This is a genomic window from Pantoea sp. USMM079 (assembly GCF_037153115.1).
GTDB lineage: Bacteria > Pseudomonadota > Gammaproteobacteria > Enterobacterales > Enterobacteriaceae > Pantoea > Pantoea communis.
In genome coordinates this window covers 47,071-59,770 of sequence record NZ_JBBCKX010000026.1, presented here as the reverse complement: position 1 = coordinate 59,770, position 12,700 = coordinate 47,071, and the positions used below count along the sequence as shown (strand labels likewise).

The window sequence follows — 12,700 nt, the reverse complement described above, 5'->3', positions numbered from 1 at the left end:
TTGTTTACGGTCCTTTCAGGAATGAGGATCGCAACTTACTTAACGAGAAGCCTTTGCCTATCAGGAGACAGCTATGGCCGAACAGACATCTCCCCAAACCTCGCCCCGGCGGTCTGGCGGACTGGTATCCACACTGACTGTTGAGCTGCATTCACACTATGCAATCAGGCTCTGGGAAGGGCGAAATCGCTCTGATGAAAAAGACAGTAAGGAATTTCGCCACAAAATCCCTGGCATGCCGGAAGCTATCGCGCGGGCTGGAAATGCAGGTCGCGATGCAGCGGCAGGCAATCCCTACGGTGACGAGTTTCTGGTCAACCTTGAAGAGGCCATCAGGCTGGCGACTGAAAAGGTGGAGGAGCAGGTCAGGATTATCGCAAAAATTACCGCAGCCATTCCTGCCCGCATCACCATTTCAGACGTCACCTCTTCCGAACCGCTCAATCTGGATGTGTTCAGCCGATCACCCCTGGGGTATCGCTGCGTCTGGCTGCTGGTTCATTACGACCAGCTGGCGTTAAAAGCGTTTGGGGCCTTCCATTACGGTCTGATAAACCGCTCGCAGCGCGATCAGTTCCTTGAAACAGGCAGTAAAGCTGTTCGTGTGGTGTACGGCCTTATTCAGAGTTACCGGAGTATGCCGGTGACCTACGAGGATATCCGTCATAAAACCGCGCGGGGTCTGGCGGCCATCAAGCGTCTGGGCGAACCCGATCCGGCAGTGATGTCGGGTAAGAAACGCTCTTCCTTCTCTCCCCTTACTGCTGATAACTCTGAGGACAACTAATTTGAAACGGATGATTATTTCAGGCGCTGTCTGCGTCCTGCTGAGCGGCTGTGCCGGCTCTGATTTAGCGAGCATCAATAAAAACATCAGCGATACCGCTTTCAGCATCAGCAAAACGCTGCGCGGCGATAACGCGGACTCAATGGACTCCGGCAACGGCATGCCGGTGCTGACCAAAGCATCCGGCTCTGCCGGGAAAAGTACCAGTAAAGAGTTCAGCGTGCCGGTTGATATCGATACGGCCGCAGCACGCCTGAAGCGACATTATGGCTATGTCAGCGCTGAGGAGATTGAACGCATCCGTTCAAAAGATCGTAACAGCCGGTGGAGTGCGGCAGCCATTGAGGATGCACATCCGGTCTGGGAAGCCGTGCCGGGAAGTTCTTATCGCATGGGCAGCGACGTTGGCGACAACGATCATATGGACATCGAGCTCGAAAAGAACGGTACAGGAACGCGGGTGTACGTGACGTACAAATCGCCCGTCCCGTCGCACCTGACCGGCAGCAATTTCAATAACGTTCTGACTCAGGTCCGCCAGGTTGCCTCTGGTCAGGCACGCTAATACCGGAGACCCGCATGCAGCTCTATCTGTGTGAAAAACCCTCTCAGGCCAAAGATATTGCCCGCGTGCTGGGTGTCAGCCAGCGCGGGCAGGGATGTATCACCGGCGGTAACATCACGGTGACGTGGGCCGTGGGGCATTTGCTGGAAACGGCCAGCCCTGAAACGTATGGCGAACAGTTTGGCCGCCCGTGGCGCACGGAAGTGCTGCCCGTTATTCCGGATCGCTGGCAGATGACCGTCAAGAAAGACACTGCCGATCAGTTTGGCGTCATCAGAAAACTGCTCAAGCAGGCCAGTGAAGTGGTCATTGCAACCGACGCCGATCGGGAAGGTGAGGTGATTGCGCGTGAGCTGATGGAATACTGCCACTACAGCGGTGCCGTGCGCCGGCTGTGGCTTTCCGCGCTTGACGAAGCGAGCATTAAAAAAGCGCTGAATGAAATGTTGCCGGGTGAAAAAACCGAAAAACTTTACCAGGCCGGTATCGGTCGTGCGCGGGCTGACTGGCTAATCGGGATGAATCTGACCCGGTTTTATACCGTGAAAGCCGGTGAAGCCGGCGTATCAGAGGTGTATTCCGTTGGACGCGTTCAGACGCCCACGCTCGCCATTGTGGTTAACCGGGATCATGAAATTGCCGGCTTTACGCCACAGCCGTGGTGGAAGGTCAGGGCACAGCTGGAAAAGGACGGGATTGCCTTTGAAGCCGAATGGGTTGCGGCGGGGCAATATTGCGACGGTGAAAATCGCTGCGTGAATCAGCAGGTTGCACAGGCGGTCGGGCAGCTTTGCCAGAAAGCCGGATCCGGCAGCGTGATTTCCGTTGAGAAAAAGCGTGATAAAACCCCGGCACCGCTCTGTTTTTCTCTTGGCGATCTTCAGGAGGCCTGCAATCGCAAATGGGGCTTTGGGACTAATGAGGTCCTGTCTATCGCCCAGTCGCTGTATGAAAAACACAAAGCGACGACCTACCCACGTACCGACTGCGGCTATCTCCCGCTTTCGATGCGGGCGGAGGCCAGCGCCGTGCTGGATGCGATACAGCGCTCGGACCCCACAATCAGCGCTGAGATTGCGCAACTTGATACTGCATTCAACTCGCGCGTCTGGAACGACAAAAAAATTACGGCGCACCATGCGATTATTCCCACGCGGCAGCCGTTCGAAATAGCAAAACTGAATGCAAAAGAGCTCAAAGTCTATTCGCTTATCCGGCTGCACTATCTGGCACAGTTTATGCCGCTGCAGGAAACCGATGTGACGGATGCCACCTTCAATATCGGTAATCAGCTTTTCCGCACGCGGGGGCGCGTGATGATCCACGCCGGCTGGAAATCACTCTTTACCCCAGAGCAGTCGGAGGAGGCTGACGGTGATAAGGAGTCGTCCGCGCATCTGCCTGCGCTTGAGCAGGGCGCTGCCTGCACGGTGACCGGTGCGGTCGTTAAAGACAATATGACCAAAGCGCCGCCGCACCATACCGAAGGCACGCTGATAGCGGCCATGAAAAACGCGGCAAGCCTGGTCACGGATCCCCAGCTCAGGAAGGTACTGCGTGAGAATGCCGGGCTGGGGACGGAAGCGACGCGCAGCGGCGTGCTGGAGACGCTGTTTAAGCGGGGCTACCTGGAGAGAAAGGGGAAGTTCATCCTGTCCACTCAGATGGCGCACGAGCTCATCGCCGCACTGCCTGAAACACTGACCAGCCCCGGCATGACGGCCCTCTGGGAGCAGGCGCTGGATGATATCGCCCAGGGGAAAAGTGAGCTCAGCGATTTTATGCAAAAGCAGAGTCAGTGGACCCGGCATCTTATCGAAAAAGGGCGGGCGACTGCCTTCAACGTCACGGCGCTGACCGGCCCTGTCTGCCCGATTTGCGGTGGCCCGACCCGGCTGTGCAAGAACAAACAGGGCAATTTCTGGGGCTGCATGAAGTATCCGGACTGTAAGGGGATTATTGGTGAGGCAAACCGTAAAAACCGTCGTCAGGCGGCGGGTAAAACCCGGGGGTCAGGCCGGGGTCGAAAAGCGCCGGCTTCTGCGCCGGCAAGTCTCAATCTGACGAGTCAGAAAGGTTGACAGCCGCGATGTTTGGCTTAAAAATGAACGGGCTTATCTGTCGTCTCTGACGACCACCAATGATTCCTGGCCTGAGAGAATCGCCTTCGGGTGGCTGAACATAACACTCCTGTAGCCTGCAAGGGAGAACACATCAGTGTGGTACATCTGCTCGCCTTTGGAAGCAGATATCGTCAATTACGGCTCCTACTGCCTGGCGATGAAGGTTCATTCAACTATCAAGACAGTCAGAATTTAGCTGATTCTGACTCCCCGACGGGAATTCTTCTCCCGTCCGGGCAGAAGTTTTCTCCGTCGAACCTTTTTTTGACCTCCATGGAGAAAACATCATGTCTGTAAACAACACTTCAAATGCCAGCAACACCGGTAAATCAAAAGACTACTTCAACCTGACCATCAACGGACTGGGCTATCTCAGCAACGTGCGGCAGGTCAATGCTCAGTCCGGCACCTTTATTAGTTGCGTGATCAACGCACTGTCAGGTCCGGCCGACAGCCCTTCTTACGTGCGTTTCGACGTCACGGTTGTCGGCAAAGAAGCCAGCAGCCTCATTAACCGCTGTCAGAAGGCGGTGGATGAAGACAAGAAAGTGCTGATTGGCTTTGTTCTGAGTAACCCGTCAACCGACATTTTTCAGCTGAAAAATGGTGAGCACGCCGGTGAAAGCCGCGTCAGCCTGAAAGCCCGCCTCATTAAGGTGGACTGGGTCAAGATAGGCCAGGACATGGTCTACAAGACTGAACGCGCTGAACCCCATCCGACGCAGAATGCCGCTTCTCAGCAGCAAGCCTACGCCGAAAACTCATTCTGATTGTTCACCAAAGCCTGCTCTCTTCTGAGCAGGCCTTTCTCTGAAGGAGCATGCTTATGTCCTCTCGCGGCGTAAACAAAGTTATTCTGGTCGGCAATCTCGGTCAGGATCCTGAAATCCGCTATATGCCTAATGGCGGGGCGGTCGCTAACCTTTCACTGGCAACGTCAGAGTCATGGCGCGATAAGCAAACCGGTGAAAACCGGGAAGTCACTGAATGGCATCGCGTGGTGCTGTTTGGCAAACTGGCAGAAGTTGCCGGTGAATACCTTCGCAAAGGTTCTCAGGTGTATATCGAGGGACAGTTGCGCACCCGCAAATGGCAGGATCAGAGCGGGCAGGACAAATACTCAACGGAAGTGGTTGTGAACGTGGGCGGCACCCTGCAGATGTTAGGGGGGCGTCAACAGAACAGCGATCAACCACAACACAGCGGTGGCTGGGGCCAGCCACAGCAGCCTCCGTCACAGCCTTCCTCCGCTCCGCAACCGAAAGGCGGCAGGGGTCAGGAAAACCAAAAACGGGGATCGCAGCGTCACAGTGCTCCTCAATCCGCTCCGCAGCAGCCTGCGTCACAGTCGCAACCTGCAGGGGGCTGGGATGATGACATACCGTTCCTCGGACACGGTTACGGTATCGCAAAACATGCCACAGGCGTTCTCTGAACCGCTGCTGCCTCTTACCGATGCAGTTAATTTCACCAAATCCCTTAAAGGTTACTGACGATGCCTGTCATACTTAGGCTGAACGGTTTTCGGTTCTTTTTCTATTCCAACGAAGGCAATCCGCGCGAACCTGCTCACATTCATGTGATGAAGGCCGGCACTGAAGCAAAGTTCTGGCTGGAACCCGTTGTGAAACTGGCGCGTAATGACGGATTTGATTCCCGGACAGTAAAAGAACTGCTAATACTGATAAAGCTAAACCAACCCCTGCTTCTGGAGGCCTGGAATGACTATTTCAGCTAAGGAAGTTCGGTTCGATGACCGCATCATGTGGGTCGAACTGTCAGACGAGCGAATAATCGGTGTGCCGCTGTCCTGGTTTCCCCGACTTTGCAACGCGTCTGCCGAACAGCTGAATGACTATGAACTGTCTCCCCGTGGGATCCACTGGGACGCACTGGACGAAGATGTTTCGATTGATGGCCTGTTAAGCGGCCGTGGTGACATCACGCACCCGCCCCATCAGGTTGCCTGAAAGTGCTGATAAAAAACGCTGACTCCGGTCGGCGTTTTTTTTTGAAAACGCAAAAAGAGTTGTTGATAGTAGCCTGTTGAAGAGTTGCGCACAGTGATGCCTGTTCACACTGTACAGGAACTTTTCAGATGAAATTTAATGCCGTCTTTGCCGCTTTACCGCTTGCGCTGCTGACGGGGTGTATTCAGCAGCCCCAGAAGCTGCAGGATCGGGCACCTGCAGAACCGGTTGCCCCGGTCAGCGTCACCCGCAACGTTCAGACATCTGCTGATGATGTTTACGCGCGGACGCCCGAGGTGGTTCGCTACGATCGTTACCTGCTTGTCAGTACGGATCCTCAGGCCGTGCAACGCGACCCCCTCTCGCAGATTATTGATGTGCGTATTCCTTCCTCGGTTCAGCCAACCGTGGCCGATGCCATGCGATATGCGTTGAAGCAGTCCGGCTACTCACTGTGTCAGACAGGACCGGCCAACGGCGTGCTGTATCGTCAGCCGCTGCCAGCCGTCCAGTTCCAGCTGGGGCCGATGCGTCTTCGCACCGCACTGCAGGTGCTGGCGGGGCCCGCATGGGAGCTGGAAGTGGATGACGTGCAGCGCGTGGTCTGCCACAGCCTGCGTGCTGGCTATCAGTTGCCTGCGACGCAGCTGCCGCCGCGCCCTGCCAGCGCATACGCGCCGGCGGCAGCCACGTCATCCGCTGCCAGTCCCTCTCAGGTCACTGGTCCCCGTCCCATTCAGGCGCAGCCTGCTCACGGAGGGTGGCTGACAAAATGACAACAGAAACCTCCTTTCCTGATGAGAACGCTGATGACGTTATTCCGTCATCAGGTAGCCGATTCAGCACCGTAAAGCATCACCTGCCTGCAATAGGACAGTTTGCGCTTTCGGCTGCTGCAATTTTTCTGGCTTTTGTTTCGCTTCGCAGCGGCGTGTCGCAGGAAAACCGCCTCAGCCACGTCGAGAAGCAGCAAAACGTGGTTTACACCCAGGCACTGGCGAAGACTGACCTTGAACCTGTTCAGGCAACCATTAACGCGCAGGGTGAGGCGATCAAACGACAGCAGGATCAGCTTAATGCCGTTCAGAAGTCTCTCGATGCCTGGTCCGCCAGAGGATTACCTGAGGCAGTCAGTCAGGTTCGCCAGTCGCTCAGTGAGCTGGATCAGGCGCAGACGTCACTGCAGAGCCGGCAGGCTGAACTGGACCAGGCCGTTACCGCGCTGCAGCACGCACCTCAGAAAGCGCAGCAGGCCACGGCGGAACCTGAAGCGACAAAAGTCGTAAAAAAGCCGGCACCCGCTAAACCGCATAAAACCGTCAGAAGCGTGGCGCGTAAAGCGCCCTTTGTGCTGACCGGCGTAGAAAAGCGGGGGGCGGCGTCGTTTGCGGCCATTGCGCCGGCGGGATTCAGCTCACTGTCTGAAATCCGCCTTATCGGCGAGGGGCAGACCGTTAATGGCTGGACGCTGGTCAATGCCGGCTACGGGCAGGCGCAATTTCGCGTGAACGGACGCATAACTACCGTAAACGTTCGCTAACGGAGGCGATATGAAGCTGAAAATACTCAGTCTTGCGGCGATGATGTTTTGTTGTTCGGCGCAGGCAAATATCCAGGTTGTGAATGCAAGGGGCGAACCGGTTGATGCTTCGGATCAGAGCGTGCAGCAAAGCAGCGTGCAGGCACTGCAGCAGCAGGCCGGTCAGTGGGGGCTGAGTAAGGATGACTATCAGCGCTATCAGAGCCTGATGAAAGGCCCGCGCGGTACGCAGTCGCCGGGGCTTGACCCGCTTTCAACACTCGGTATTGAGGCGCGGAGTCAGGCTGAACGTAAAAAATACGCAGAAAAATGGGTCAGGGAAGAGTTTGCCCGCACGCAGAAAGAGCTGGATTTTCAGCGTGAAGTCACCGCCGCCTGGAAGCGCCTCTACCCTGAAACCCTCGCAGTCAACATGGGCAATGCGGCCGGTATTGCCCACGACACCGGCGGGCGGCTGGCACTGTTCGTGAAATCCGCTGGCTGCGGGCAGTGTGACGCCCGCCTGGCGGCGGTGTTAGCCGATAACAGGCCGGTGGATATCTACCTTGTGGACAGCCAGGGGGATGACGGAAAACTGCGCGGCTGGGCGAAAGATCATCATATTCCGCTGGACAGGGTGCGCAGCCGGCAGGTCACGCTGAATCATGACGGCGGTCGCTGGATGCGGTTCGGTAACGGCATGATGCCGGTCGTTCTGCAGCAGGGGGAAAACGGATGGCAAGTCGCTGCATTCTGACCGGCGCGGCGCTGCTGCTGGTTTCACTTTGTTCATTCGCCGGTGACAAACAGATTGTCCCGGAGGGTTACGTGCGCGTGGCACAGGCTCACAACGTGCCGCCGGAGTCGCTCTACTCGGTCAGCCTGCAGGAGTCTTCCCGCAGGTTGCCACAGGGCGAGCGCCCGTGGCCGTGGACACTCAACGTCGCGGGGAAGGGATATCGCTATAAAACCCGCCTGGAAGCCTGGCAGGCGCTGCAGGTTTTCATCAAAACGCATTCCCTGAAGCGTATTGATGTCGGTATTGCCCAGGTGAATCTCGGCTGGAACGGCAAGCGTTTTACTTCGACCTGGGAAGCGCTCGATCCTTACAAAAACCTCAACGCCGCTGCCACCATTCTGCGCGAATGCTGGGACAGAAAGCCCGGCAGCTGGCTTGATGCGGCTGGCTGCTATCACCATCCCGCAGGCGGTGCACCCGCAGCCCGTTATCGTGCTTTCGTTAAAACCAAACTCGCCCTGCTTCAGTCTTCGCCGCAACTGCCGGCGGCGACTGCCGTAGAACAGACAGCATCCGCATCGGTGCCGGATACCGGCCTCGTCTGGATAAACCCACGGAGTCAGTGATCATGACGCTGAACACACTCATCATTACAGTAATCATCGTTTTCTCACCCGCTGCGCTGGCCGGGCTCAACGTCATCGCAGACCTGGGCGGACAGAGTACGCAGGCTTTTTTTGACGCCGTTAACCGGCAGGACACGCCGCCACCGCCTGCCGCACCACCGGCGCAGGGCGAAGCGGCCATGCTGCCAGTCACAACACCTGAAATGTCGCCGGGTAACGTTGCCCCCCGGGGGCTGACGCTGCCGGGTATCGGCTCGCTGTTTATCATCGGGGATGACGACTATTCACGTCAGTGGCTGGCGCGCAACGCACAGCAGCTTGCGGCCAGAAACGCGGCGGGGCTGATTGTGAACATCGATAACGCGGCGTCGCTTGCTGAATTGCGTCGCCTGGCACCCGGTCTGCAGCTCGCCCCTTCATCGGGATCTGAACTCGCCCGCCGCCTGCAGCTGACGCATTACCCTGTGCTTATCACGGACAGTGGTCTGTCTCAGGAGGTGCCGCAGTGATATCTGCCCCTTATGTCGCTGCCCTGCTGATGGGGAATCCGGTTCTGCTGGCTGCTCTGCTGGCGGTCATTGTTTATCTTCTCTGGCGCTTTCGCCGGCAGACGGCCAGTGAACGCCGGCACCAGCGCTACCGCGCGACGGCTGAGCGCGTGTATACCCGTCTCGGCGAACTCAGTGGTGACGCGCAGCGCATGACCTATCTGCGCAAAATTAATCCGTATGTCTTTGAGGAGCTGCTGCTGCTGGCGTTTGAACGTCAGGGGTATCCCGTACAGCGTAATGCGTCGTACAGCGGAGACGGCGGCCTTGACGGAAAGGTACAGATTAACGGCGAGTGCTGGCTGATTCAGGCCAAACGCTACAGTCGGTCCATTACTCCGGCGCACGTCCGGGATTTTGACGCGCTGTTAACGCGTATGGGGCAGCGCGGCCTGTTCATTCATACCGGACGTACCGGCCAAAAAAGCAGAGAGGTCAGTCAGGCAACGCCTCAGCTGAAGATCATCAGCGGCCAGCAGCTGCTGAATCTCCTTTCTGGCATCGCAATCAAGGAATTCACTCATGACTAAAAACGCCCTGTACAGAGCCGTTCACGTATTACCCCTGATTATCTGGATCGGCCATATGGTCGTCTGGTTAAAGCTTGGCAATACGTATTCGGAACTGCCTGCTTACTACTGGAATAGCTTCAGGCTCAATCTGCTCATTGCGCCTTTGGCGTTCATTCCTTTTCTATGGCAGGCATACCGTATCAAGCCAGGTGTGCATCGGTTCACATTAGATCTGAAAATATCGATAGGGTTAATGATAATTGTGCCTGCATGTGCGCTGGTCATCTCTGCCTTTATTAGCGCATGGAAGGGTGAACTGATTTTCTATTTCGGTCCCATTTCTCTGATGTTCAGCGTTGCCTTTGGATTATTTGGATGCGCAATTCATAACATTGAGAATTTGACGGGTAAATTACTGAACAGGATGCATAAAAAATGAGTGATAAGTATGTCATTGAAGCTCTGCTGCGTCCCGCAGTAGAGCTTAATACCGCTGTCGCTGCCGGCACTGCCGCCATTGTATGCATAACCGCGCCGTGGGCGGTGGCTCTCGCGCCCTCCGTCAGCTACGTGACCGCCGGCGGATTTGCGGTGCTGTCTGCCGTGCGCGCGCGTCAGGGAATGCAGGTTATTCGCTACCGTCGTAATCTGCGCCGTCTGCCGCGTTACGTGATGACGTCAAAGCAGATCCCCGTCAGTAAGCGTCGGCTCTTCATGGGCAGGGGGTTTCGCTGGACTCAGAAACACACCCAGCGTCTGCGCGATACGCTGCGCCCGGAAGTCGCCCACTATCTGAAACCCTCCAGGCTTTACCAGCTTGCCCGCCAGCTTGAGGAGGCCACGGAAAACAGTATGCCTGCGATCGGTAAACTGCTCAGCGCCGACACGGCGCTCAATCCCGTTCGTCCGCTCCCGCCGGTCGGGGGCAATCCGGCTATTCATGGCATTGAACCGGATGAAAGTGACGTCACGCTCGATTTACGTGAGCGCGTCGGCCATACGGTTGTTTATGGCACCACCCGCGTGGGGAAAACGCGGCTGGCTGAATTGCTGATCACCCAGGATATACGGCGCGGGGACATCACCATCGTATTTGACCCGAAAGGGGACGCGGACCTGCTTAAACGGGTCTGGGCGGAAGCGCACCGGGCAGGGCGGGGCGATGAGCTGACGGTTTTCCACCTCGGCTGGCCTGACATTTCCGCGCGTTATAACGCCGTGGGGCGTTTCGGGCGCGTATCGGAAGTCGCAACCCGCGTGGCCGGCCAGCTCAGCGGCGAAGGGAACAGCGCGGCGTTTCGCGAGTTCGCCTGGCGATTCGTCAATATTGTTGCCCGGGCGCTGGTCGCGCTTGGGGAACGTCCGGATTACAGCCTCATTACCCGCTACGTGAACAACATTGCCGACCTGTATCTGCGTTACGCCGAAAAAATCATCACCGAGAAGATGCCGGAACTGAACAGCCAGATCGAAAATAATGCCAACGCTTTCAGTGAAGATGACGTACCGCGTGCCATGCAGGGACAGCCGGAAGCCGTGCGTATCTGGGCCGTTGAGGTGGCGCTGAGCTCTGAAGCCGGCAATCAGCTTTATGACCCGATACTGGACGGGCTGCGCTCTGCGGTACGTTATGACCGCACCTATTTTGATAAAATTGTTGCGTCACTGCTGCCACTGCTGGAAAAGCTGACCACCGGCAAAACGGCAGAGCTGCTCTCGCCTGATTACCTGAATATGGACGATCCCCGCCCCATTTTTGACTGGGAACAGGTGATCCGTAAAAAAGGCATCGTTTACGTGGGACTCGATGCGCTCAGCGACAGCGAGGTTGCCAGCGCCGTGGGTAACAGCATGTTTGCCGACCTGGTGAGCGTGGCCGGCCATATCTACAAGCACGGTATCAATGGCGGCCTGCCCGGATCCAAAGAGGGCAAGGACGCCATCAATCTGCACTGCGATGAGTTTAACGAACTGATGGGCAATGAGTTTATCCCCCTCATCAATAAAGGGGGCGGTGCGGGCATGCAGGTGACGGCCTATACGCAGACGTCCTCTGATATTGAAGCCCGGATCGGGAGCGCGGCCAAAACCTCTCAGGTTCAGGGTAACTTCAACAACCTGATTATGCTGCGCGTCAGGGAGAACCGGACGGCCGAGCTGCTGACCTCACAGCTGCCGCAGGTTGAAATCTACAGTAAAACGCTGGTCTCTGGTCATCAGGATTCAGCTGACGTCACCGTAAACCATGATTTTACCTCCAGCACGCAGGACCGCGTCGGCACCATCAAAGTGCCGCTGCTGGAGCCTTCCGACATCGTCACGCTGCCAAAAGGCCAGGCGTTCGCGCTGCTTGAAGGCGGTCAGCTCTGGAAAATCCGGATGCCGTTGCCAGCGGGTGATGCGGGTGACACCCATATGCCTGAAAATATCGCGCGTCTGGCCGAAGAGATGCGACGCAACTATCACAGCAGTGAAGGATGGTGGGACAGCCGCAGTTCAGCAATCGCACCAGTGAAGGGAGATAATAATGGCTGAGGCACGTCGTACCGCACCGCAGCAGTATCCGCAGCAACAAACTGTGCAGCCTCGCGAGCACGGGTTGCTCTATAACCTGGTCTGGGGCTGGCCGTGGAAACTCATCGGCGTGATTCTGGCCTCACTGATGCTGAGTCTTGTCATTGAATATATCGGGATCGCTTTTTTCTGGCCTGAAATGGGGGCTACGCACAGTCAGACTGTGATGAATACCGAGTTTGGCTATCTGTCTTCTGATTTTACCCGCAGCCTGTTACTTTCCGAGCCGGCTGCAACGGTAACGCGCTGGGTGACTGATGCTTATCAGTGGGCGTTCGTGGACAGTGGCTTCATCAGCTGGATACAGGATACCTACCAGGCTGAGATGAACAGCGGCAACGAGGTATCACGCAATCTCAAGGGGGCCAGCAGCTGGCTGGGGAATTATCTTCAGCAGTACATGCTGGCAACGGTATATGTTTCTGTCGTTACCCTGATCCGCGTGACTATCATTGCCCTGTCCGTGCCGCTGTTCGTCCTGGTGATATGTGTCGCCGTGGTTGAAGGACTCGGCCGACGAGACCTGCGTCGGTTCGGAGCCGGCTATGAGTCGTCGTTTTTGTACCACCGCGCGAAAAGGTTGATCAAGCCGGCTGTCTATCTGCCGGTGATGGCCTACCTTTCCTGGCCTTCAGCGGTCTATCCAAACCTTCTGCTGCTGCCCGCAGCGTTAATGCTGGGCTTAACTATCACAGTAACGACGGCATCATTTAAAAAGTACCTTTAATCAAAATTGA

The 12,700-nt window shown here is 56.6% G+C and carries 16 protein-coding genes; all 16 read left to right on the top strand.

Going from position 1 to position 12,700, the window contains the following annotated elements:
* Positions 1–73 precede the first annotated feature (73 nt).
* Positions 74–787, top strand: a complete 714-nt coding sequence (locus tag WFP70_RS22905; protein ID WP_337024488.1) for a PFL_4669 family integrating conjugative element protein — start codon at positions 74–76, stop codon at positions 785–787.
* 10 nt (positions 788–797) lie between these two features.
* Positions 798–1,352, top strand: a complete 555-nt coding sequence (locus WFP70_RS22900; RefSeq protein WP_337024539.1) for a hypothetical protein — start codon at positions 798–800, stop codon at positions 1,350–1,352.
* A 14-nt stretch (positions 1,353–1,366) separates the two neighbouring features.
* Positions 1,367–3,433, top strand: coding sequence for a DNA topoisomerase III (locus WFP70_RS22895; protein ID WP_337024489.1), 2,067 nt, complete (start codon positions 1,367–1,369; stop codon positions 3,431–3,433).
* A 329-nt stretch (positions 3,434–3,762) separates the two neighbouring features.
* Positions 3,763–4,245, top strand: coding sequence for an STY4534 family ICE replication protein (locus WFP70_RS22890; protein ID WP_337024490.1), 483 nt, complete (start codon positions 3,763–3,765; stop codon positions 4,243–4,245).
* 56 nt (positions 4,246–4,301) lie between these two features.
* Complete coding sequence (locus WFP70_RS22885; RefSeq protein ID WP_337024491.1) at positions 4,302–4,910, top strand: single-stranded DNA-binding protein; 609 nt, start codon at positions 4,302–4,304, stop codon at positions 4,908–4,910.
* A 60-nt stretch (positions 4,911–4,970) separates the two neighbouring features.
* A complete protein-coding gene (locus WFP70_RS22880; RefSeq protein WP_224934842.1) occupies positions 4,971–5,213 on the top strand; it encodes a DUF4160 domain-containing protein in 243 nt (80 codons plus the stop codon).
* A complete protein-coding gene (locus tag WFP70_RS22875) occupies positions 5,197–5,445 on the top strand; it encodes a DUF2442 domain-containing protein (protein WP_224934840.1) in 249 nt (82 codons plus the stop codon). Before WFP70_RS22880 ends, WFP70_RS22875 begins: the two co-directional genes overlap by 17 nt.
* A gap of 128 nt (positions 5,446–5,573) precedes the next feature.
* The gene (gene pilL2 / locus WFP70_RS22870; RefSeq protein ID WP_337024492.1) at positions 5,574–6,221 is read left to right on the top strand and encodes a PFGI-1 class ICE element type IV pilus protein PilL2; all 648 of its coding nucleotides are present in this window, start codon (positions 5,574–5,576) and stop codon (positions 6,219–6,221) included.
* The gene (locus WFP70_RS22865) at positions 6,218–6,985 is read left to right on the top strand and encodes a DUF2275 domain-containing protein (RefSeq protein ID WP_337024493.1); all 768 of its coding nucleotides are present in this window, start codon (positions 6,218–6,220) and stop codon (positions 6,983–6,985) included. Before pilL2 ends, WFP70_RS22865 begins: the two co-directional genes overlap by 4 nt.
* Positions 6,986–6,995: 10 nt before the next feature.
* On the top strand, positions 6,996–7,721 hold the full coding sequence (locus WFP70_RS22860) for a TIGR03759 family integrating conjugative element protein (protein ID WP_337024494.1): 726 nt from the start codon (positions 6,996–6,998) through the stop codon (positions 7,719–7,721).
* On the top strand, positions 7,700–8,329 hold the full coding sequence (locus WFP70_RS22855; protein WP_337024495.1) for a lytic transglycosylase domain-containing protein: 630 nt from the start codon (positions 7,700–7,702) through the stop codon (positions 8,327–8,329). The genes WFP70_RS22860 and WFP70_RS22855 overlap by 22 nt, the downstream gene beginning before the upstream one ends.
* Positions 8,330–8,331: 2 nt before the next feature.
* Positions 8,332–8,838 (top strand): integrating conjugative element protein, encoded by a 507-nt coding sequence (locus WFP70_RS22850; RefSeq protein WP_337024496.1) that lies wholly within the window; start codon positions 8,332–8,334, stop codon positions 8,836–8,838.
* Complete coding sequence (locus tag WFP70_RS22845; protein ID WP_337024497.1) at positions 8,835–9,407, top strand: restriction endonuclease; 573 nt, start codon at positions 8,835–8,837, stop codon at positions 9,405–9,407. Before WFP70_RS22850 ends, WFP70_RS22845 begins: the two co-directional genes overlap by 4 nt.
* The gene (locus WFP70_RS22840; protein ID WP_337024498.1) at positions 9,400–9,828 is read left to right on the top strand and encodes a hypothetical protein; all 429 of its coding nucleotides are present in this window, start codon (positions 9,400–9,402) and stop codon (positions 9,826–9,828) included. The genes WFP70_RS22845 and WFP70_RS22840 overlap by 8 nt, the downstream gene beginning before the upstream one ends.
* Positions 9,825–11,924 (top strand): type IV conjugative transfer system coupling protein TraD, encoded by a 2,100-nt coding sequence (gene traD, locus WFP70_RS22835; RefSeq protein WP_337024499.1) that lies wholly within the window; start codon positions 9,825–9,827, stop codon positions 11,922–11,924. The genes WFP70_RS22840 and traD overlap by 4 nt, the downstream gene beginning before the upstream one ends.
* A complete protein-coding gene (locus WFP70_RS22830; protein WP_337024500.1) occupies positions 11,917–12,690 on the top strand; it encodes a TIGR03747 family integrating conjugative element membrane protein in 774 nt (257 codons plus the stop codon). The genes traD and WFP70_RS22830 overlap by 8 nt, the downstream gene beginning before the upstream one ends.
* The last annotated feature ends 10 nt before the right edge of the window (positions 12,691–12,700 follow it).